This is a genomic window from Cellulophaga sp. RHA_52 (genome assembly GCF_007827205.1).
Lineage (GTDB): Bacteria > Bacteroidota > Bacteroidia > Flavobacteriales > Flavobacteriaceae > Cellulophaga > Cellulophaga lytica.
In genome coordinates this window covers 13,229-33,766 of sequence record NZ_VIRZ01000001.1, presented here as the reverse complement: position 1 = coordinate 33,766, position 20,538 = coordinate 13,229, and the positions used below count along the sequence as shown (strand labels likewise).

The window sequence follows — 20,538 nt, the reverse complement described above, 5'->3', positions numbered from 1 at the left end:
AAAGACTGCTCAAAGGAGCAGTCTTTTTTAAAAAATATGTTGTGGTAAATTATTTTACTTTTTTACCTCTAGCAGTTTTGTTTTTTGTTTTAGACTTAGAACCAACTCTAGACATTGCACATCTAAATCCAATATCATCTGTAGCCATATACTGTGGTAAGTATCTACGTTGTGCAGGATCTAACCAAAATGCACGGTCTCTCCATGATCCACCTTTGTATACTCTAACTTCATCATTAATTAAAGACGTTCTGTAGTTAGACTTGTCATAGTTTCTAACAAAATTACCAGCGCTATCTCTTTCTATTTTATTAGTAGGAGAGTTGTACATAGATATCTTGTTTTCTTCATCACCATCAGCTTCATTAAATCTGTCATAAAATCTTGTAGATCCAGGCTCACCATCTCTATAACCTCTGTTATCACTAGAAGAGAAATTAGTTCTTAAATAAGTTTCTTCTTCATCTACGGCAACCATTTTAATTTCACCAGGTAAATTAACAGCTACTATTTTTCCGTTAGGTAAGGTGTCATAAACAACAGAGTCTCTAAGTACGTTTACTTTACCGTCTTCACCAATTGCTGTTTTCATGTAAATGTTACCTCTATAGTAGTTAAAGTCACTAATTTCATCATCTACTATTGGTCTGTATACATCTGCAACCCATTCAGACACGTTACCTGCCATATCATAAAGACCTAAATCATTTGGTTTGTATGACATTACTGCGTTTGTAATATCTGCACCATCGTCAGACCAACCAGCAATTCCACCATAATCACCTTTTCCTTGTTTAAAGTTAGCTAGTTGATCACCTCTACCAACACGTTGTCCGTTACGAGTGTAATCTCCTTCCCAAGGATATTTTTTTCTACCTCTGTAGTTATTGTATTCTCTAGAACCTTGGTTAGCTTGTGCAGCATATTCCCATTCTGTTTCTGTAGGTAATCTATATTCTGGTAAAATTACACCACTACTTCTTTTAGCAAAAGAAGGTACAGAGTCGTTCTTTTTAGCTTTACCTTGTAAAGAATCTATTTGTCCGCCATAAACAGACTCTGGTCTGTTTAGGTAAGCTTCAGTACTAAAAGTACCAGCAGCTTCACCATTTAATGCTTTGTATTTAGCTTCTTTATTAAGGTAGCCTTCTTTTTCCAACATTAATTCGTTAACACGGTCTGTACGCCATTCTGCAAATTGCGTAGCTTGTACCCAGTTAACACCAACTACAGGATACTCTGCATAGCCAGGGTGTCTTAAATAGTTGTTAGTCATAGTTTCGTTAAAACCAAGTCTGTTTCTCCATACCAAAGTATCAGGCAAAGCCCCTTTGTAAATATTTGCATATTTAGGGTCTTCTGGTGGGTAAACAGATTTTAAGTAATCTAAAAATTGTAGGTACATTTTATTAGTTACTTCAGTTTCATCCATATAAAAGGATTGTACATGTTGTTGCGTTGGAGTATTATTCCAATCATGCATAACATCATCCTGTACCTTACCTTTGGTAAATGTACCACCTTCTATAAATACAAGTCCCGGTGCGGTAACTTGTTCTTTAAAATCAGAGTTGTGCTGAAAACCACCCTCTTTGGCATTTATCTTCCAACCTGTGGCACGAGATACATCTTTAGATGAAGATGATTTTTTACAACTAGTTATGCTACCTGCTACAACAGCACACGAGAGTACAACTTTAATGAATTGTTTTTTCATAATTAAGACTTGAGTTCTATACTTTACTGCTAATTGCAGTTATACTATACTTATTTTCTATTTAAACTTTGCTTACTATCGGCTTATTAAACGCAAATTTTCTTAGAATATTTTACAATTCCCAAAAAATTATAAAACAAGCTATAAAACAATGTTCAACAAATCTATAACGGCGTAAATATTATATTAGTATTATTTTATGAATTCTTTTTAATAGAAATTTATAGTTGCTTAATAATAAGTAAATAAGGAGTTTTATTTTTTATAGTATATTGGGCATTGTTATGTATTATTAAAAATAAAGTTCTTAATTTATAAGATATTTTGAAAAAGAGCGTTTATTAAAATATTGCACTATTTATTGTAGTGACATTTGGATAAAGAACAGATATTATAAAATTGATGATGAAAAAAATACTAGCCTTAGCACTTTTGGTGTCCGTATATTTTGGTAATGCTCAAGAGCAGAACAGAGCAATTACAACAGCAGTACCTTTTTTAAATATAGCCGCAGACGCCAGAGCTGCAGGTATGGGAGATATGGGGGTTGCCACTTCGGCAGATGCTTATTCCTTACAATGGAACGCTTCAAAATTTGCTTTTGCAGAGCAAAAAATGGGATTTGGTATAAGTTATACTCCTTATCTAGAAAACATAGTTACAGATGTAGCTTTACTTAATGCAACTTTTCATAATAAAATTAATGATAGAAGTGCTTTTGCATTTGGACTGCGTTATTTTGGTTTAGGAGAAGTAGAACTTAGGCAAACTATAGATGAACCAGCTAGAATAGCAAAACCAAACGAGTTTGTTTTAGAAGGTGCTTATGCATTAAAATTATCTAATACCTTTTCTATGGGTGTTGGTGGTAGATTTATTACGTCTAATTTAAAATTTCCTTCAGATGATTCTAGTGAAGATACTAGTGCAGCTACAGCTTTTGCCGTAGATATATCTGGTTTTTATAGATCTCCAGAAATTGCTTACGAAAAGTTTGATGGAAGATGGAGAGCAGGGTTTAACATATCTAACCTTGGAAGTAAAATATCATATGACAACAACGGACAAGAAAACTTTTTGCCAGGAAACTTAAAATTTGGAGCAGGGTTTGATTTTATTTTAGATCAAGACAATGTATTATCTATAAATACAGAATTTAATAAGTTATTAGTGCCAACACCACAAGATTTTAATGAAGATGGCCAAATTGATAGTGAAGATAATGAGCGTTACCAACAAATTAGCTTTTTAGAAGGTGCTTTTGATTCTTTTACAGATGCACCAGATGGTTTTAGTGAAGAAATAAAAGAAGTAACATGGGCACTAGGAGCAGAATACACCTACCAAGATGCATTTATGCTTAGAACAGGTTATTTTAATGAAAATGAACTAAAAGGAGCTCGTAAATTCTTTTCACTAGGTGCCGGATTTAAATTTAAAGCTGCACAGGTAGATTTATCTTATTTATTTTCTACATCAAAAATAAAAAATCCGTTAGAAAATACTTTACGTTTTTCTCTTACCTTTAACTTAGGTGAAGAATTATTAAACGACTAAATGAAAAAACATACCTTATCTTTTGATATGTCTGTTTACGACTCTATAAATGAGTTGCCTGAAACAGACAAAAAATTAATGCTCAAAGCCGTAGAAGCACGTAATAATGCATACGCACCTTACTCTAGTTTTTTTGTAGGTGCTGCAGTTTTATTAGAAAACGGAAAAATTGTTTTAGGTAATAATCAAGAAAATGCTGCTTACCCTTCTGGTTTGTGTGCAGAACGTGTAGCTATTTATCAAGCAGCAGCAATATACCCCAATGTTAAAATATGCTCAGTAGCAATTTCAGCTACATCCAAAAATTATAAAGTTTTGGAACCTGCCGCACCTTGTGGTAATTGCAGACAATCTATGATTGAGTATGAGCAAAAACAAAAAGAACCTATGACTTTGTTGTTAATGGGAGAAGAAGGTACTGTGGTAAAATGCAATTCTATTTCTGATATTTTACCGTTAGCATTTAGTAATTCTTTCTTATAAGCTGTTTTTTTTGATGAATTATTTTTTTATTCCTAATTTTTTGATAAAAATTTAATTAAAAAAAACATTCATCAACTAGTCTGTGCTTTTTCTTTAATTTTTTTTTGATAGTGGATTTAATGTGTATTTTTGCTATTCTGTAAAACAGACTTTTTAAAATAGTTTTCAATGAAAAAAATAACCAAAGAAGTTTACCTTAATTGGTACAAGGATATGTTATTCTGGAGAAAGTTCGAGGATAAACTTGCTGCAGTATATATTCAACAAAAAGTTAGAGGTTTTCTACACTTGTATAACGGACAAGAAGCTGTTTTAGCTGGCTCGTTACATGCAATGGATCTTACTAAAGATAAAATGATTACGGCTTACCGTAACCACGTACAACCTATTGGTATGGGTGTAGACCCTAAAAAAGTAATGGCAGAACTTTATGGTAAAGTAACTGGTACATCTAAAGGGATGGGTGGTTCTATGCACATATTTTCTAAAGAACACCGTTTTTACGGTGGTCACGGTATTGTTGGTGGTCAAATTCCTCTAGGAGCTGGTCTTGCATTTGGAGACAAATACGCTGGTAATGACGCTGTTACATTATGTTATATGGGAGATGGTGCTGTAAGGCAAGGATCTTTACATGAAACATTTAACTTAGCTATGCTTTGGCAATTGCCTGTTGTTTTTATTTGTGAAAACAATGGTTACGCAATGGGTACATCTGTAGAAAGAACATCACATTCTACAGAAATTTGGAAACTTGGTTTAGGATATGAAATGCCTTGTAAAGCAGTAGAAGGTATGAACCCTGTAACTGTTGCAGAAGAAGTTAGTAAGGCTGTAGAAAGAGCAAGATCTGGAGGCGGACCAACGTTTTTAGAAATTAAAACATACCGTTACAGAGGACACTCTATGTCTGATGCACAACACTACAGAACTAAAGCAGAAGTAGAGGAATACAAAAAAATAGATCCTATTACTCAAGTTTTAGATGTAATAAAAGAAAATAAATACGCTACAGATGATGAGATTTCAGCTATAGATAAAGAAGTTAAGCGTATGGTAAAGGAGTGTGAAGAATTTGCTGAAAGTTCTGATTACCCACCAGTAAACCAATTATATGATATGGTTTACGAACAAGAAGATTTTCCATTTGTACAACATAAATTATAAAAGATGGCAGTTATAGTAAATATGCCAAGACTTAGCGATACCATGGAAGAAGGTACCGTTGCTGCTTGGCTTAAAAATGTTGGTGATAAAGTAGAAGAAGGAGATATTCTTGCAGAAATAGAAACTGATAAGGCTACAATGGAGTTTGAGTCTTTTAATGAAGGTGTTCTTTTGCATATAGGAATTCAAGAAGGAGATACAGCTCCTGTTGATTCTCTTTTAGCTATTATAGGAGAAGAAGGTGAAGATATTTCTGGATTATTATCTGGTGATGCTTCAGCCAATACTGCTACAGAGGAAAAAGAAGAAGAACCTAAAGATGCTGCTTCGCCTGCAACAGAAAGTTCTACAGCTGCTATTCCTGAAGGAGTAGAGGTTGTAAAAATGCCACGCCTTAGTGATACTATGGAAGAGGGTACTGTTGCTGCTTGGTTAAAACAGGTTGGTGATAAAGTAGAAGAAGGAGATATTCTTGCAGAAATAGAAACAGATAAAGCTACAATGGAGTTTGAGTCTTTTTACTCAGGTACTCTATTATATGTAGGTATAAAAGAAGGAGAATCTTCTCCCGTTGATGAAGTTTTGGCAATTATTGGTCCAGAAGGGACAGATGTAGATGCTGTACTTAAGGCAGGTAGTGGTTCTGCTACTGCTAGTGCACCAGCTGAGGCTCCAAAAGAAGAAACTAAAAAAGAAGAAAAGTCGGCTCCAGTAGAAAATGTAGCTACAGATGGTAAACGTATTTTTGCATCTCCATTAGCTAAGAAAATTGCAGCAGACAAAGGAATAAATTTATCAGACGTAACTGGTTCTGGTGATAACGGAAGAATTATTAAAAAAGATGTAGAAAACTATAAGCCGTCTGCGGCTGCTAGTTCTACAACTGCTTCTTCTAGTTCAGTAACGTCAGCTACGCCTCAACCAGCGGTTTATACACCTGTAGGAGAAGAAGGTTTTGAAGATGTTAAAAACTCTTCAATGCGTAAGGTTATTGCAAAAGTTCTTGGTCAGTCTAAATTTACAGCGCCACATTTTTACCTAACTATAGAGGTAGATATGGATAACGCTAAAGCATCTAGAGCACAAATTAATAGTTTGCCAGATACTAAAGTATCATTTAATGATATGGTTTTAAAAGCCTGTGCAATGGCATTAAGAAAACATCCGCAAGTAAATACAACTTGGAAAGATGATGTAACACGTTACAACAAACATATTCATATGGGTGTTGCTGTTGCTGTAGATGAAGGTTTAGTTGTTCCTGTACTTAAGTTTGCAGATCAAATGAGTTTAACAACTATTGGTGCTTCTGTAAAAGACTTAGCAGGTAAGGCAAGATCTAAAAAAATTGCTCCTTCAGAAATGGAAGGCAGTACATTTACAGTATCTAACTTAGGTATGTTTGGAATACAAGAGTTTACGTCAATAATTAATCAACCTAACTCAGCAATACTATCTGTTGGTGCAATTGTAGAAAAACCAGTTGTTAAAAACGGAGAAATTGTAGTAGGTAATACAATGAAGTTAACATTAGCTTGTGATCACAGAACTGTAGATGGTGCTGTTGGTGCTCAGTTTTTACAAACATTAAGAAGTTATATTGAAAATCCTGTTACTATGCTTGCATAATTATAACAGTATTAAATTATATTAAAAAGCATCTCATTAATTAATGAGATGCTTTTTTTATCTTTAGTGCTTAAATAAATTAAATATGAAAAAGACGTTTTATTTTTTAGGGTTATTAGCTGTAGTTTCTTGTTCTAGTGTTGCTCAGAATACAGCAGTAAAAGAGTCTGTAACAGAGGTAACAGAAGCAGATATAAAAAAAATAGTTAGCTTTTTAGCTTCTGATGATTTACAAGGCCGTATGTCTGGATCAGATGGTATAGCAGAAGCAGCTACTTTTATAGAAAATAACTTTAAGGCTAACGGAGTAAAGCCTTTTTTTAAAACGTACAAAGATACATTATCAAATTTTGACTCTAGCAAAGGTGTTGCCTATAATGTAGTGGGTTTTGTAGAAGGTAATGATCCTAAATTAAAAAAAGAATTTATAATTATAGGAGCTCATTATGACCATATTGGTACTGCAAAGGCAGATGGCGATGATGTAATAGCAAATGGAGCTAATGATAATGCTTCTGGTACTGCTGCAGTTATGGAGTTTGCTCGTTATTTTGGAAAAACAAAATCTAACAAAAGGAGCATAATTTTTGCACTATTTTCTGCTGAGGAAATGGGCTTATTAGGCTCTAAACATTTGGCAAAAAAATTAAAGGGAGATAACCTTAACTTGTACACTATGCTTAATTTTGAGATGATAGGTATTCCTATGCAAAATAAAGATTATTTAGCATATTTAACAGGGTTTAATAAGTCTAACTTGGCATCTGTAACAAATACTTACGCTGGTGAAAAAATTGCAGGTTTTTTACCAAAAGCAGGTGACTTTAGATTGTTTATGAGATCTGATAATTATCCATTTCATAACGAATTTAATGTACCATCACAAACCTATTCTACTTTTGATTTTACAAATTTTGACCATTACCACAAAGTAGGTGATGAGCCAAGTGTAATGGACTTTAATCATATGGCTAGTTTAATAAATAAATTTGCTCCTATAATAAAAAGCATTGCAAATTCAGACACAAAAGAAATACAATACAATTAATGGCAAATATTATAATAACAGGTAGTAGTAGAGGTATAGGTTACCAAATGGCACAGCTATTTGCAAACAACGGACACCAAGTTTTGGCCTTGTCCAGGAATAGTGACCCTATAGCTTCCCTTAAAAATCCTAATATTTTTTCTTTTCCTTTTGATATTTCAGCAGAGGAAGATTTACAAAAAGTTGAAGATTTTATTTCTGCAAACTGGAAACAGGTAGATGTATTAATTAATAATGCAGGAAAATTAGCGAATAAACCCTTTTTAGAAACTACAACAGCAGATTTTGAAGCTGTTTATAAAGTAAATGTTTTTGGTGTAGCAAGTATAACCAAGTTGGTAATACCTAAAATGCCAAAAAACGGACACGTAGTAACTATCAGTTCTATGGGTGGTGTGCAAGGTAGTTTAAAATTTGCTGGCTTATCTGCATACAGTTCTAGTAAAGGAGCCGTAGTTACGTTAACAGAGCTTTGGGCAGAAGAGTTTAAAGAAACGGGCCCGTCTTTTAATGTGCTTGCATTAGGAGCCGTGCAAACAGAAATGCTAGAAGAAGCTTTTCCTGGCTATAAAGCACCAATTACTGCTTTAGAAATGGCAGAATATATTCAAAATTTTGCCCTTACTGGACATAAAATGTACAATGGTAAATTGTTGCAAGTAAGCAATAGTACACCATAACTTTATAAATAATTTAATTGTAAAAAACTGCCTGTTAGTGCTAATAGGCGGTTTTTATTTTGTTGTACATTGTTTAAAAAATTAGAATATCAAATAAATAATAAGAAGAAAAGTTGTATTTTACTACAAAATATACTGTAGTGTACGCCTGTAAAAGGTAGAATCTGTTATTTTTGTATATATGGAGAAAATCCTTCTTAAATACTTACCTGAAAGGGCTGTAACACCTTGCGCTTCATTAATAAAAGTTAATGCAGTGCATCTTAAAATTGTTGGAGATAGAATTACCCGACACGGAGATTATAGAAGATTACCAAACGGAAAGCATCAAATAACAGTAAATGCATCATTAAATAAATATAGATTTTTAATCACTTTAGTACATGAAATAGCACATTTAGTCGCTTTTGAAAAGTATGGAAGAAGAATAAAACCACACGGCCTAGAGTGGAAAAAAACATTTCAGGCATTGATGTTACCTTTTATTAGACCAGAAATTTTTCCAACAAAAGTACTACCAGTTGTAGCAAATCATTTTAAAAACCCAAAGGCAAGTAGTGATACTGATGCTAAATTATCGTTAGCATTAAAGCAATTTGATCCAGTATCAAATAAAACGTATATTTTTGAGTTACCTATTGGTAGTGTATTTAGAATTTACAATGGTAAGCTATTTAAAAAAGGACCAAAAAAAATAAAGAGATACGAATGTGTTGAGCTTTCTAGTGGGAGAACTTATGTTTTTCAGCCAAATGCAGAAGTAGAACTTATTAAAGACTAATCATATGAACAGTAATTATTACGCAGTTATAATGGCAGGCGGTATAGGGTCAAGGTTTTGGCCTGTAAGTACGGCAGAATACCCTAAACAGTTTCATGATATGCTGGGTTCAGGTAGTACACTAATTCAAAAAACTTTTAATAGACTACATAAGTTTATTCCAAAAGAAAACATATTAGTGTTAACTAATGAGAGTTATAACGATTTAGTTTTGGAGCAATTACCTATGCTAACACAAGAGCAGGTAGTTTTAGAGCCAGCAATGCGTAATACAGCTCCTTGTATTTTATATGCAGCACTAAAAATTAAAAAAAGTAATCCTAATGCAGTAATGATTGTTGCGCCTAGTGACCATTGGATAGAAGATGAAAACGCTTTTGAAAATGACGTAAAACAATGTTTTACTAAGTGTGAAAATGAAGATGTGCTATGTACATTAGGTATAAAACCAACATTTCCTAATACAGGTTTTGGATATATAGAGTTTGATAAAAATCCTGCTGCAGAAATCAAGAAGGTAAATCAGTTTAGAGAAAAACCAGATTATAACACAGCAAAAGAATTTATTAGCCAAGGTAACTTTTTATGGAACGCAGGTATATTTATGTGGAGCGTTAAAACAATAGTTGGTGCATTTAAAGCGTTTCAGCCAGAGCAATACCAGTTGTTTAATTCGGGAATAGAAGCTTATAATACTCCAGAAGAGAAAAAATTTATAGCTAAAAATTATGCTTTAGCAGAAAATATTTCTATAGATTACGCCATATTAGAACACTCTAAAAGTATTTATGTGTTGCCCGCAACTTTTGACTGGAATGATTTAGGTACTTGGGGATCTTTGTATGATAAGTTAGATAAAAACGAAAGTAGTAATGCTGTAGTTGGTGCGCAATTGTTAGACCGTAATGCTAGTGGAAATATTGTGCGTACAAAAAATGATAAAGTAGTAGTTTTAGATAGTTTAGATGATTTTATTGTAGTAGATAAAGATGATGTTTTATTAATTTGCCCAAAAGAAAAAGAGCAAGACATAAAAGTTATCTTAAACGAGGTAAAAGACAAGTTTGGTAAATAATACCATTGTGTATGAATAATAATACAGAGCAGAATAATAACGTAGCTGGTAATGAAACATCAGATAACGTAAAAAAAGATTTTCAGGGTTTATTAGGATCTACTAAAAAGTTTTTAAAAGAGCTTCTAGATATTCGTAATAACACCGACCAAGAAGCTACTAGAGAATCTATAGTGGCAGATATTCCCTTTAAAGGGCATACTTCTTGGATTTTAATTTGCTCAATTTTTATAGCATCTATAGGGTTAAATGCCAATTCTACAGCGGTAGTAATTGGAGCCATGTTAATTTCTCCGTTAATGGGGCCTATTTTAGGTATGGGGTTGTCATTAGCAATTAATGATATTGATACGCTACGCCGTTCATTAAAAAACTTTGGGGTAATGGTAGTATTAAGTATACTTACCGCCTTTTTATTTTTTAAATTTTTTCCATTAAGAGATGAGTCGTCAGAGCTGCTAGCCCGTACAGCACCAGACATTAGAGATGTTCTTATTGCATTTTTTGGTGGTTTGGCTTTAGTTATTGCTCGTGCTAAAAAAGGAACAATAGCTAGTGTTATTTTTGGTGTGGCAATTGCAACTGCTTTAATGCCTCCTTTATGTACTGTAGGTTTTGGTTTGGCAATTGGTAATTGGGACTATGCTAGTGGTGCAATGTATTTGTTTATTATTAATACTATTTTTATAGCGCTAGCAACATTTTTAGTTATAAAAATATTACGTTTTCCTATGGTGCGTTATGCCAATTCTGAGCGCCGTAGATTAATTAGTAGATTAGCATCTATAGTAGCAATATTAGTTATGGTACCTGCTAGTTGGACGTTTTTTAAGGCTTGGGAAGAGTCTAAGTTTAAAAGTCAAGCTCAACAGTTTATATCAGAAAATATAGCTAAATATAAATTCTCTGGTAATGGTTTGTATTTAAATAATTTGACTAATATAGAGTACCACGGAGGTGATACATCCTTGTTTGATAAAATATTTAGTAAAAATAAAAACGAACAAAAATCTGTAATAGAAGTAATGTTTATGGGTGAAGAACTAGTGCCAGATAATATTATTGCAAGTTGGAATGAAATAAAAAACGAAGATTTTCAAGAGCTACAAAATACAGAGTTAAAAATTATACAAGGTTCTAAAAACAATGAAGTAGACCAAATTAAGTATGTAGATGAGCTTTACCAGGCTAAAAAAGCAGAATTAATGGGTAAAGAAGAAAAAATTGCTTTGTTAGAGAAAGAGTTAATTCAATTGCAAAAAATTGTATCTAAGCAAATACCTTTTAATGATGTAAGCGCAGAAGCCAAAGCTAATTACGAAAATTTAGCATCTATAGGTTACTCTTACACAATACGTACAGACTTTAAAAAGGTAGATACTATTCCTGTTTTTGAGATTAATTGGAAGCCTAAAACAAAATCAAAAGATAAACAAACCGATATTAAAAAAATAGCAGAGTGGTTAAAATTAAGGTTAAAAGATAAAAATATTCAAGTAAGGGAACTTGCTAATTAGTTACGTTCCTCAATATACATTTGTCTTACTTTTTTAAACAACTCAGAAGAATACACAAAATCTGTTACAGCTACGTTGTCTGTCTTAAAAATTTCTTTATTGGTGCCTTCCCATTCTTTATGACCGTTTTTTAGAAAAAGTATTTTTTCACCAATTTCCATAACAGAGTTCATATCATGAGTATTAATTATTGTAGTAATATCGTATTCCTGAGTAATTTCTTGAATAAGATTATCTATTAATATTGCTGTTTTGGGGTCTAATCCAGAGTTGGGCTCATCACAAAATAAGTACTTAGGGTTCATTACTATTGCCCTTGCAATTGCAACCCTTTTTTGCATACCTCCAGATATTTCTGAAGGATATTTATGGTGAGCGTCTATTAAGTTAACACGTTTTAAAACAGTATTAACACGGTCTTGCATTTCAGATTTAGATTGTTTGGTAAACATTTCTAAAGGAAACATTACGTTGCCTTCTACCGTAAGAGAGTCAAACAAGGCACTTCCTTGAAAAACCATACCCATTTCTTGTCTTAGGTTTCTTTTTTGGTCGGCAGATAAATCGTTGTAAATATCTCCGTTGTAACAAATATAGCCTTCATCTGGAGTAAATAAGCCTAGTAAGCACTTTAAAAATACAGTTTTACCAGAACCACTTTGCCCAATAATTAAGTTTGTTTTTCCTTTTTCAAAATCTGTAGTTACACCTTTTAAAATGTGTGCTTCTCCAAAAGATTTGTGTAGGTTGTTTACTTCTATCATTATCCTAATAATAATTGGGTTAATATGTAATTTAAAATAATAATAGCAACACTTGTCCAAACAAAGGCAGTGGTACTTGCTTTACCAACTTCTAATGCGCCACCTTTCATGTAATACCCATGAAAAGATGGTATGGTAGCTATAACAAAAGCAAATATTATAGACTTTATAAAGGCATATGTAACGTGGTAAGGAATAAAGTCTAGCTGTATTCCTTCAATAAAACTTGCGCTTGTAGTAAAACCTCCAAAAACACCAGCTATCCAACCTCCAAAAATGCCAACATACATTGCAATGGCTATGGCAAATGGGTACAATAGCAATGCTATAATTTTAGGAAAAACCAAATAATTTAAAGAGTTTACACCCATAACCTCTAAGGCGTCAATTTGTTCTGTTACACGCATTGTGCCTATGCTAGATGTAATGTAAGACCCAACTTTACCTGCCATTATTATAGAGGTAAACGTGGGAGCAAACTCTAAAATAACAGATTGTCTAGCGGCAAAACCAATTAAACTTTCTGGTATTAACGGGTTGGTAAGGTTTAAAGCAGTTTGTATGGTTACTACACCACCAATAAAAAACGAAATAAATATAATGATACCTAAGGAACCAAAAACCAATTCGTCTATTTCTTTTAAAATAAGTTTTTTCATAATAGACCACTTTGTAGGTTTTTTAAAAACCTCCTTAATCATTATAAAATAACTACCAATAGATGCTATGTAATTCATATAAAATAGACTTCTGTCTGTAAAAATAATAATATTAACTTTCATTTGACATCCAAATAAAAAAATTAAAAGTTTATTTATTTACATTTACGCTATCAATAAAATTATTTGCAATGAAAAGAAGTCTATTTGTAGCATTATTAGCTGTTTGTTTTTTTACAAATACAGACAATGTTAATGCACAAAAAAAATCTAAAAGAAAAAATAAAAATACTGTTGAGGAATTAGCTTCTGTATCTGTAAAATCTAACCCTAAGTTAGTTGTAGGTATTGTGGTAGACCAAATGAGGTATGATTATCTTACACGCTTTTACAACCAGTATGGAGAAGGTGGTTTTAAACGTATGGTTAATGAAGGTTTTAATGCCAAAAATCATCATTTTAACTATGCACCTACAAGTACTGGTCCAGGACATACATCTGTTTACACAGGGACCACACCGTCTATGCATGGCGTAATTGGTAACAATTGGTACGACAAAAATTTGGGCGTAAATGTTTATTGTGCAGGAGATAGTAATTACAACTCTGTTGGTACTGACGGTAGTGAAGGAAAAATGAGTCCGCACAGAATGTTAACTACAACTGTTACAGATCAGTTGCGTTTACACACTCAAAAAAAAGGTAAGGTAATAGCAGTTGCTATAAAAGATAGAGGAGCTGTTTTACCTGGTGGCCACGCGGCTAATGCAGCGTATTGGTTTGTTGGTAAAGATGAAGCTAATTTTATTACAAGCTCTTACTATATGAACAGTTTACCTGCTTGGGTAAACAATTTTAATGCTTCAGACGCAGCAGAAAAATATAAAAAACCTTGGACTACTTTAAAAGATATTAGTACGTACCAAGAAAGCGGTAGTGATGAAAATAACTACGAGGGAAAATTTAAAGGAGAGACAACAACTTCTTTTCCTCATAATTTGCCTGCTTTATGGGATAAAAATAGAGGTTTTGATATTATTAAGGCAACACCTTACGGAAACAGTTTAACTGCAGATTTTGCTATAGCTGCTTTAAAAGGAGAGCATTTAGGAAAAGATAATATAACCGATTTTTTAGCAATTAGCTTTTCTTCTACAGATTATGTTGGTCATCAATTTGGAGTAAACTCTAAAGAGATTGAAGATACTTACATTCGTCTAGATCAGGATTTAGAAAGATTATTTAACGAATTAGATGCAGAAGTTGGTAAGGGAGAGTATACTGTATTTTTAAGTGCAGATCATGCAGCTATACAAGTTCCTACGTATTTAAAAGATAGTAAAATACCTGGTGGTTATGTAAATTATAAGGACATGTCTACTAAGTTAAATGAATGGGCTAAATTTAAATTTGGTTCTGAGGATTTAATTAAAAATATATCTAATAATCAAATATTTTTAGACCATAAAGTTATTGCTAATCTTGATTTAGATTTGCAAACAGTACAAGAAGCTTTTGCTCAAGAATTACTTACTTTTAGTGATGTAGATATGGCTTATACAGCTTACCAAATGTGGCAGAATGAGTACACAAGAGGTATACCATACATATTGCAAAATGGATACAATCAAAAACGTTCTGGTGATGTAATAGTGGTTTTAAAACCTGGTTATATAAGTTACTCTAGAACAGGGTCTACACACGGTTCTCCTAGGGTTTATGATACTCACGCGCCTTTATTGTTTTTTGGAAAAGGAATTAAACAAGGAAGCACTGTTGCGCCAACTGAAATACCAGATATTGCACCAACAATTTCTGCATTGTTAGGCATAGCATCACCAAATGGGACAACAGGAAAACCTATTGAGGCTGTATTAGAGAATTAAACTAATTTACGTTTAATATTTTTCCAACGAAGATTACGAATAAAATTGCCTTCTTCTGGTGTTACCAGAAAGGGCAATTTTTCTTTTTTAGCATTTTTATAGCCCGTTAAGTTGTCTAAAAATACTGCTGCTTTTTTCTGCTTTAAAGCCATTTTTAAAGAAGCAATACAACTTATTGTAAAACCATAGCGCATACGGTACATTGCCTGTCCTTGTAATAGTTTTGCTTGTTTATTATAGGCATTACCCGTTGGTCTAAGGTGTTTTACTTTTAAATTGTTGTTTGTAACTATTGTAAAATTGTGGTATTGTGCTAGTAGCTCATCTACGGTATCCCAACCCATAGCGCTGCGTAAGCCATTAATTTTATTAAAACAAGATTTGCTATATGCCTTAAATGCACCGCGAACGTGGTCTTTGTTCATTGGGTGGTTTAGTATCCAGTTGCCATCCTTGTCTTCTTCGTAAGCAAAACCACCAGCTATGCCAATTTTTTGATTAGACATAAATATAGAAGCAATTTCTTCAAAGTAATTATTAGGTAAAATTATGTCTGCATCTAATTTTACAATAAAGTCATACTTAGAATCTATAACGGCTAACCCTTTGTTAAAAGCATTTACAACTTTACTGCCAGGCATATGCTTAGTAGATGAAGTAGTGTTTACTATTTTAAAAATTGGGTATTTTTTTGCGTAAGAATTAATAATAGACGCGGTAGTATCTGTAGAGTTATCATTTACAATAACTACTTGTTTTGGTTTTTTGGTTTGATGAAGAATAGAATCTAGTGTTTTTGCAATAAAGGCTTCTTCATTGTGAGCAGGAATTATAATGTAGTACATCATACTTAAAAAGATAAAAAGATATTATTTTTTTCTTTCTGCATATACAATATAATATCTAGGTGTAAAACTACGTAGAATTGGTCTAATGCCAATTTTATTTATAGGATTAGTCCATTTGGCAGAATCTTTTATTTCCCAGCCAGCTTTTTCTAAAAGCCAGTCAAACTGCCAATCTTCAAACTCGTGGTAGTGTCTATCCCATTTATCAGTTTTACTTCTATAGGCAGGAGCAAACCATAAGTTAAGCGGAATGCTAGCAACAAGCTTATCACTCTTTATTTCTTTTAAAATATTAAGTGGAGCTAATAAATGCTCAAAAATTTCAAATGCAGTTACAACTTCTGTTTTAGAAGTAGTTACAGAAGAAAAATCTACGTCTAAATCTTCTCCGCTAGTATTTGTTACATTAAAACCTTGTGAGGTCATTAATTTAGATAAAGGGTTTTTAACTCCTAAATCTAAAATACTCTCTGTAGTATTAATGTGTTTATTAAGAAACTCTAGCGTATGTTTAAAACGTTTGCTAGGATATGTTTTTTCGTACATTTTAATATCTGTAAACTATGGCATTGATGTTCATACCAGCGCCAACACTCGCAAATATAACAACATCTCCTTTTTTTACAGCGTGATTTTCTAATTTTCCTCTTTTAACCAAATCAAACAGGGTAGGCACGGTAGCAACAGAGCTGTTACCAAGCTTGTAGATATTCATAGGCATAATATCTTCAGGCATTGGTTTGTTGTAAAGTTTGTAAAACCGTTGCACAATTGCTTCATCCATTTTTTCATTGGCTTGGTGTATAAATATTTTTTTTACATCGTTTATATCTACACCACTTTTATCTAAGCAATCTTTCATAGCCTGCGGTACATGAGTAACTGCAAACTCATATATTTTACGGCCGTGCATTTTTATGTACCTAGTATTGTTGTTTTCTTCCTTGTTGTAAGATTCTCCAAAGAACAAGTAATTAGCCTCGTTATGAGCAAAAGTTGCAGCATTGTGTGCTAAAATATCACCTGTATTTTCTGTGTTTTCTACTATTGTTGCCCCAGCACCATCAGAATATATCATAGAGTCTCTATCATAAGGGTCTATAACCCTAGATAAAGTTTCTGCACCAATAACTAAACATTTATTGGCTAGGCCAGCTTTTATAAATGCGTAAGCTTGTATCATACCTTGTATCCAACCAGGACATCCAAATAAAATATCATACGCAATACATTTTGGATTTTTTATTTGCAATAAATGTTTTACTCTGGTAGCTAAACTCGGCAGTGTATCTGCTTGTGTTTGTCCGTATGTTACATCGCCAAAGTTATGGGCAACTATAATATAATCTATAGTCTCTTTGTCTATTTTAGCATCCTCAATAGCTCTTTCTGCTGCTAAATAGGCAATATCTGATGTGTTAAGTTCTTTTTTTGCGTATCTCCTTTCTGCTATTCCGGTTATTTTTTTAAATTTTTCAATAATAACTTCATTAGAATTAGGAATAGGAGACCCATCTGTGTTTAAAAAAGTATGATTGATAAAGTCTGTGTTTAAGGTAGTTATGGTAGGTATATAGCTACCTGTTCCTGTAATTCCGATATGCATAATTAGATTTTAATTTAACACGATGAAGTTACAAAAAACACTTTTAAAAAACTATGCATGCATAATAAATTGTATGATGTTCAAGCTTAAAAAAAGAAATAAAAAAAGCCGTTTAGTTAATGCTAAACGGCTGTAAGGTATTGTATTTATTGATGTTTTAAGCTTCCATATAAGCTTCAATAGGAGCGCAAGTACAAATTAAATTACGGTCTCCATACGCTTCGTCTACACGTCTAACTACAGGCCAAAATTTATTATCTGCAATGTGCTCTAACGGAAATGCTGCTTTTTGTCTGCTATAAGGAAAATCCCAAACATCATTAGTAACCATATCTAATGTGTGTGGAGAATTTTTTAAAACATTGTTTGGGTTGTCTAAAGTAGCTTCATCAATTTCTGCTTTAATAGACAACATTGTGTCACAAAAGCGATCTAACTCTGCTAAACTTTCACTTTCTGTAGGTTCTATCATTAGGGTTCCTGCTACAGGGAAAGACACTGTTGGTGCATGAAAACCATAGTCCATTAAACGTTTGGCAATATCTGTAACTTCTATACCGTTTTGTTTAAATGGTCTACAATCAATAATCATTTCATGTGCAGCTCTTCCTTTTTCTCCAGTATATAAAACATCAAACTTACCACTTAACCTTTCTTTAATATAGTTGGCGTTTAAAATTGCTATTGATGTAGATTGTCTTAAGCCTTCTTCGCCTAGCATAACAATATAACCGTAAGAAATTAAACAAACCAATGAGCTACCCCAAGGAGCAGAAGATATTGCCGTTATGGCTTTTTCTCCTCCGGTTTTAATTACTGGGTTGCCAGGTAAAAACGGAACCAATTGTGGTGCAACACAGATAGGGCCAACACCAGGACCTCCACCGCCATGAGGAATAGCAAAAGTTTTATGTAAATTAAGGTGGCAAACATCTGCGCCAATATTACCAGGGTTTGTTAAGCCAACTTGTGCATTCATATTAGCGCCATCCATATAAACTTGGCCACCATTGTCATGTATAAGTTGTGTAACTTCTTTAATAGAAGACTCAAAAACACCGTGTGTAGATGGGTATGTTACCATTAAGGCCGCTAAATTATCTTTATGTAATTCTGCTTTTTCTCTTAAGTCATTAACATCTATATTTCCGTAATCATCTGTTTTGGTAACTACAACTTTCATACCTGCCATTACAGCAGAGGCAGGGTTTGTACCGTGTGCAGAAGCAGGAATAAGACATATGTTTCTGTGCGCTTCGTTTCTAGACTCATGGTATGCTCTAATTACCATTAAACCTGCATATTCTCCTTGTGCGCCAGAGTTTGGTTGTAAAGATGTTGCGGCAAAACCAGTAATTTCACTTAAATGATCTTCTAATCTTTTTAATAAAATTTGATATCCTTCTGCTTGGTCTACAGGAGCAAACGGATGAATGTTACCCCATTGCGCTGAGCTTAACGGAAGCATTTCTGATGCAGCATTTAGTTTCATAGTACAAGATCCTAAAGAAATCATAGAATGATTTAATGCTAAATCTTTACGTTCTAATTTTTTTATGTAACGCATTAATTCTGTTTCTGAGTGATAAGAATTAAAAACTTCATTTTCTAAAAATGGGGTATTACGTTGTAAAGAAGAAGGAATAACAGTTTGTACATCTTCAGTAAATGAAGCAGTATTTTCAGCTTTATTAAGTTCTGCAAAACAAGCTACTATAGCTTCAAAATCTTTTTTGGATGTAGCTTCATTAATAGATATAGATACGGTAGTATCATTAATATAGTTAAAGTTTATTTTTTTGCTTTCTGCAATTGTTTTTAATGCACTGGCATCCTTAACTTCTATCTTAATTGTATCAAAATAAACAGTATTAAGTTGTTTAAAACCTAATTTTTCAATTGCTGTTGCAGTATTTATTGTAGTGTTGTGTACTTTGTTAGCAATATACTCTAACCCTTTTGGACCGTGATATACAGCATACATACCAGCCATAACAGCTAGTAAAACTTGTGCTGTGCAAATATTAGATGTAGCCTTGTCTCTTTTAATATGTTGCTCTCTGGTTTGTAAGGCCATACGCAATGCTGGTTTACCATCTGTATCTTTGGTAACACCAATAATTCTGCCAGGAATGTTTCTTTTATAGGCTTCTTTTGTTGCAAAAAAAGCAGCATGTGGGCCACCGTATCCTAACGGAATACCAAAACGTTGTGTAGTACCAACAACAACATCTACTCCAAATTCTGCAGGAGCTTTAAGCTTTACTAAGCTTAATATATCTGCGGCAAGGGCAACTTTTATGTTATTTTGGTTGCAATTATCTACAAAACTAGCATAGTCATTTACTTGTCCGTATTTACCTGGATATTGAAGTAAGGCACCAAAGAAATCTGCACCAAAAGTAAACTCTTCATGATTACCAATTACAAGTTCTATACCTATTGGTGTAGCACGTGTTTGTAATAATGATAATGTTTGTGGTAGTATTTCTTCAGAAACAAAAAACTTAACTACATTTTCCTTTTTCTGAGGTCTGCTACGTACATCAAAAAGCATAGCCATTGCTTCTGCAGCAGCTGTACTTTCATCTAATAATGATGCGTTAGCTAATTCCATACCTGTTAAATCACAAACCATAGTTTGAAAATTTAATAAGGCTTCTAAACGGCCCTGAGCAATTTCTGCTTGGTAAGGCGTATAGGCAGTATACCAACCTGGGTTTTCTAGAATATTTCTTTTAATAGGAGAGGGTAGTAGCCCTTCATTATATCCTAAACCAATGTAAGATTTAAAAACTTTATTCTTGTCTGCAAGTTCTTGTAAGTGCTCTAAATACTCATTTTCACTTAAAGCTTCAGGTAAATTTAAGTTGTTTTTAAGCTTAATATCATCTGGGATGGTTTCATATATAAGCTGGTCTAAATTTTCAACTCCAACAGTTTTAAACATCTGCTGGTAATTATTTTCATTTATACCAATGTGTCTTAAGGCAAACAAATCTGTTCTCATATTCTAGAGTGTTTTTTATAAAAAGATGCGCAAAATTAATGATAATTTTTTTCAAAATTGCTAAATTCTAGAGTACTTCATCTAAAGTTTTTAACGAATAATTAATGTTAT

17 protein-coding genes are annotated in these 20,538 nt (G+C 33.1%); 10 read left to right on the top strand and 7 right to left on the bottom strand.

What is annotated here, in order from left to right; genetic code table 11:
- Window positions 1–49 precede the first annotated feature (49 nt).
- Window positions 50–1,717, bottom strand: a complete 1,668-nt coding sequence (gene gldJ, locus JM80_RS00145; protein WP_013621635.1) for a gliding motility lipoprotein GldJ — start codon at window positions 1,715–1,717, stop codon at window positions 50–52.
- 405 nt (window positions 1,718–2,122) lie between these two features.
- Here gldJ and porV point away from each other — a divergent pair, with 405 nt between their 5' ends.
- The 9 genes from porV (at window position 2,123) to JM80_RS00100 (ending at window position 11,654) form a co-directional block, all read left to right on the top strand.
- Window positions 2,123–3,274: a type IX secretion system outer membrane channel protein PorV gene (gene porV, locus JM80_RS00140; RefSeq protein ID WP_034642912.1), complete on the top strand. Its 1,152-nt coding sequence runs from the start codon at window positions 2,123–2,125 to the stop codon at window positions 3,272–3,274.
- Complete coding sequence (locus tag JM80_RS00135; protein ID WP_075695164.1) at window positions 3,275–3,757, top strand: cytidine deaminase; 483 nt, start codon at window positions 3,275–3,277, stop codon at window positions 3,755–3,757.
- A gap of 168 nt (window positions 3,758–3,925) precedes the next feature.
- On the top strand, window positions 3,926–4,924 hold the full coding sequence (pdhA, locus tag JM80_RS00130; protein ID WP_013621637.1) for a pyruvate dehydrogenase (acetyl-transferring) E1 component subunit alpha: 999 nt from the start codon (window positions 3,926–3,928) through the stop codon (window positions 4,922–4,924).
- A gap of 3 nt (window positions 4,925–4,927) precedes the next feature.
- Window positions 4,928–6,553, top strand: a complete 1,626-nt coding sequence (locus tag JM80_RS00125; protein WP_089118166.1) for a pyruvate dehydrogenase complex dihydrolipoamide acetyltransferase — start codon at window positions 4,928–4,930, stop codon at window positions 6,551–6,553.
- An 85-nt stretch (window positions 6,554–6,638) separates the two neighbouring features.
- On the top strand, window positions 6,639–7,601 hold the full coding sequence (locus JM80_RS00120) for a M28 family peptidase (protein WP_144708823.1): 963 nt from the start codon (window positions 6,639–6,641) through the stop codon (window positions 7,599–7,601).
- Window positions 7,601–8,281: an SDR family oxidoreductase gene (locus JM80_RS00115; protein ID WP_089118164.1), complete on the top strand. Its 681-nt coding sequence runs from the start codon at window positions 7,601–7,603 to the stop codon at window positions 8,279–8,281. The genes JM80_RS00120 and JM80_RS00115 overlap by 1 nt, the downstream gene beginning before the upstream one ends.
- 181 nt (window positions 8,282–8,462) lie before the next feature.
- Window positions 8,463–9,062 carry a SprT-like domain-containing protein gene (locus JM80_RS00110; protein WP_013621641.1) on the top strand — a complete coding sequence of 200 codons (600 nt, stop codon included), beginning with the start codon at window positions 8,463–8,465 and terminating at the stop codon, window positions 9,060–9,062.
- Between the two features lie 4 nt (window positions 9,063–9,066).
- Entirely contained in the window at window positions 9,067–10,137 is a 1,071-nt protein-coding gene (locus JM80_RS00105; RefSeq protein WP_089118163.1) for a mannose-1-phosphate guanylyltransferase, read from the top strand.
- A gap of 11 nt (window positions 10,138–10,148) precedes the next feature.
- Window positions 10,149–11,654, top strand: a complete 1,506-nt coding sequence (locus JM80_RS00100; protein WP_013621643.1) for a DUF389 domain-containing protein — start codon at window positions 10,149–10,151, stop codon at window positions 11,652–11,654.
- Here JM80_RS00100 and JM80_RS00095 read toward each other — a convergent pair.
- Both JM80_RS00095 and JM80_RS00090 read right to left on the bottom strand, forming a co-directional pair.
- A complete protein-coding gene (locus JM80_RS00095; RefSeq protein ID WP_013621644.1) occupies window positions 11,651–12,418 on the bottom strand; it encodes an ABC transporter ATP-binding protein in 768 nt (255 codons plus the stop codon). The genes JM80_RS00100 and JM80_RS00095 overlap by 4 nt on opposite strands.
- A complete protein-coding gene (locus JM80_RS00090) occupies window positions 12,418–13,155 on the bottom strand; it encodes an ABC transporter permease (RefSeq protein WP_034642898.1) in 738 nt (245 codons plus the stop codon). The genes JM80_RS00095 and JM80_RS00090 overlap by 1 nt, the downstream gene beginning before the upstream one ends.
- Before the next feature lie 113 nt (window positions 13,156–13,268).
- Between JM80_RS00090 and pafA the strand changes: the two genes are divergently transcribed.
- Window positions 13,269–14,963, top strand: coding sequence for an alkaline phosphatase PafA (gene pafA / locus JM80_RS00085; RefSeq protein WP_034642895.1), 1,695 nt, complete (start codon window positions 13,269–13,271; stop codon window positions 14,961–14,963).
- On the opposite strand, the gene JM80_RS00080 is transcribed toward pafA, so the two are convergent.
- From JM80_RS00080 to gcvP, 4 genes are all read right to left on the bottom strand, one after another.
- Window positions 14,960–15,811 (bottom strand): glycosyltransferase family 2 protein, encoded by an 852-nt coding sequence (locus JM80_RS00080; RefSeq protein WP_013621647.1) that lies wholly within the window; start codon window positions 15,809–15,811, stop codon window positions 14,960–14,962. The genes pafA and JM80_RS00080 overlap by 4 nt on opposite strands.
- A 21-nt stretch (window positions 15,812–15,832) precedes the next feature.
- A complete protein-coding gene (locus JM80_RS00075) occupies window positions 15,833–16,357 on the bottom strand; it encodes a methyltransferase (RefSeq protein ID WP_038506037.1) in 525 nt (174 codons plus the stop codon).
- 1 nt (window position 16,358) lies between these two features.
- Entirely contained in the window at window positions 16,359–17,417 is a 1,059-nt protein-coding gene (locus tag JM80_RS00070; RefSeq protein WP_013621649.1) for a 3-oxoacyl-ACP synthase III family protein, read from the bottom strand.
- Window positions 17,418–17,574: 157 nt separating this feature from the next.
- Complete coding sequence (gene gcvP / locus JM80_RS00065; protein ID WP_144708821.1) at window positions 17,575–20,427, bottom strand: aminomethyl-transferring glycine dehydrogenase; 2,853 nt, start codon at window positions 20,425–20,427, stop codon at window positions 17,575–17,577.
- Between the last annotated feature and the right edge of the window lie 111 nt (window positions 20,428–20,538).

What these genes read in the sequence shown, in the direction of transcription:
- gldJ (WP_013621635.1), bottom strand. Translation starts at nt 1,717, where the DNA reads ATGAAAAAACAATTCATTAAAGTTGTACTCTCGTGTGCTGTTGTAGCA.
- porV (WP_034642912.1), top strand. Translation starts at nt 2,123, where the DNA reads ATGAAAAAAATACTAGCCTTAGCACTTTTGGTGTCCGTATATTTTGGT.
- JM80_RS00135 (WP_075695164.1), top strand. Translation starts at nt 3,275, where the DNA reads ATGAAAAAACATACCTTATCTTTTGATATGTCTGTTTACGACTCTATA.
- pdhA (WP_013621637.1), top strand. Translation starts at nt 3,926, where the DNA reads ATGAAAAAAATAACCAAAGAAGTTTACCTTAATTGGTACAAGGATATG.
- JM80_RS00125 (WP_089118166.1), top strand. Translation starts at nt 4,928, where the DNA reads ATGGCAGTTATAGTAAATATGCCAAGACTTAGCGATACCATGGAAGAA.
- JM80_RS00120 (WP_144708823.1), top strand. Translation starts at nt 6,639, where the DNA reads ATGAAAAAGACGTTTTATTTTTTAGGGTTATTAGCTGTAGTTTCTTGT.
- JM80_RS00115 (WP_089118164.1), top strand. Translation starts at nt 7,601, where the DNA reads ATGGCAAATATTATAATAACAGGTAGTAGTAGAGGTATAGGTTACCAA.
- JM80_RS00110 (WP_013621641.1), top strand. Translation starts at nt 8,463, where the DNA reads ATGGAGAAAATCCTTCTTAAATACTTACCTGAAAGGGCTGTAACACCT.
- JM80_RS00105 (WP_089118163.1), top strand. Translation starts at nt 9,067, where the DNA reads ATGAACAGTAATTATTACGCAGTTATAATGGCAGGCGGTATAGGGTCA.
- JM80_RS00100 (WP_013621643.1), top strand. Translation starts at nt 10,149, where the DNA reads ATGAATAATAATACAGAGCAGAATAATAACGTAGCTGGTAATGAAACA.
- JM80_RS00095 (WP_013621644.1), bottom strand. Translation starts at nt 12,418, where the DNA reads ATGATAGAAGTAAACAACCTACACAAATCTTTTGGAGAAGCACACATT.
- JM80_RS00090 (WP_034642898.1), bottom strand. Translation starts at nt 13,155, where the DNA reads ATGAATTACATAGCATCTATTGGTAGTTATTTTATAATGATTAAGGAG.
- pafA (WP_034642895.1), top strand. Translation starts at nt 13,269, where the DNA reads ATGAAAAGAAGTCTATTTGTAGCATTATTAGCTGTTTGTTTTTTTACA.
- JM80_RS00080 (WP_013621647.1), bottom strand. Translation starts at nt 15,811, where the DNA reads ATGATGTACTACATTATAATTCCTGCTCACAATGAAGAAGCCTTTATT.
- JM80_RS00075 (WP_038506037.1), bottom strand. Translation starts at nt 16,357, where the DNA reads ATGTACGAAAAAACATATCCTAGCAAACGTTTTAAACATACGCTAGAG.
- JM80_RS00070 (WP_013621649.1), bottom strand. Translation starts at nt 17,417, where the DNA reads ATGCATATCGGAATTACAGGAACAGGTAGCTATATACCTACCATAACT.
- gcvP (WP_144708821.1), bottom strand. Translation starts at nt 20,427, where the DNA reads ATGAGAACAGATTTGTTTGCCTTAAGACACATTGGTATAAATGAAAAT.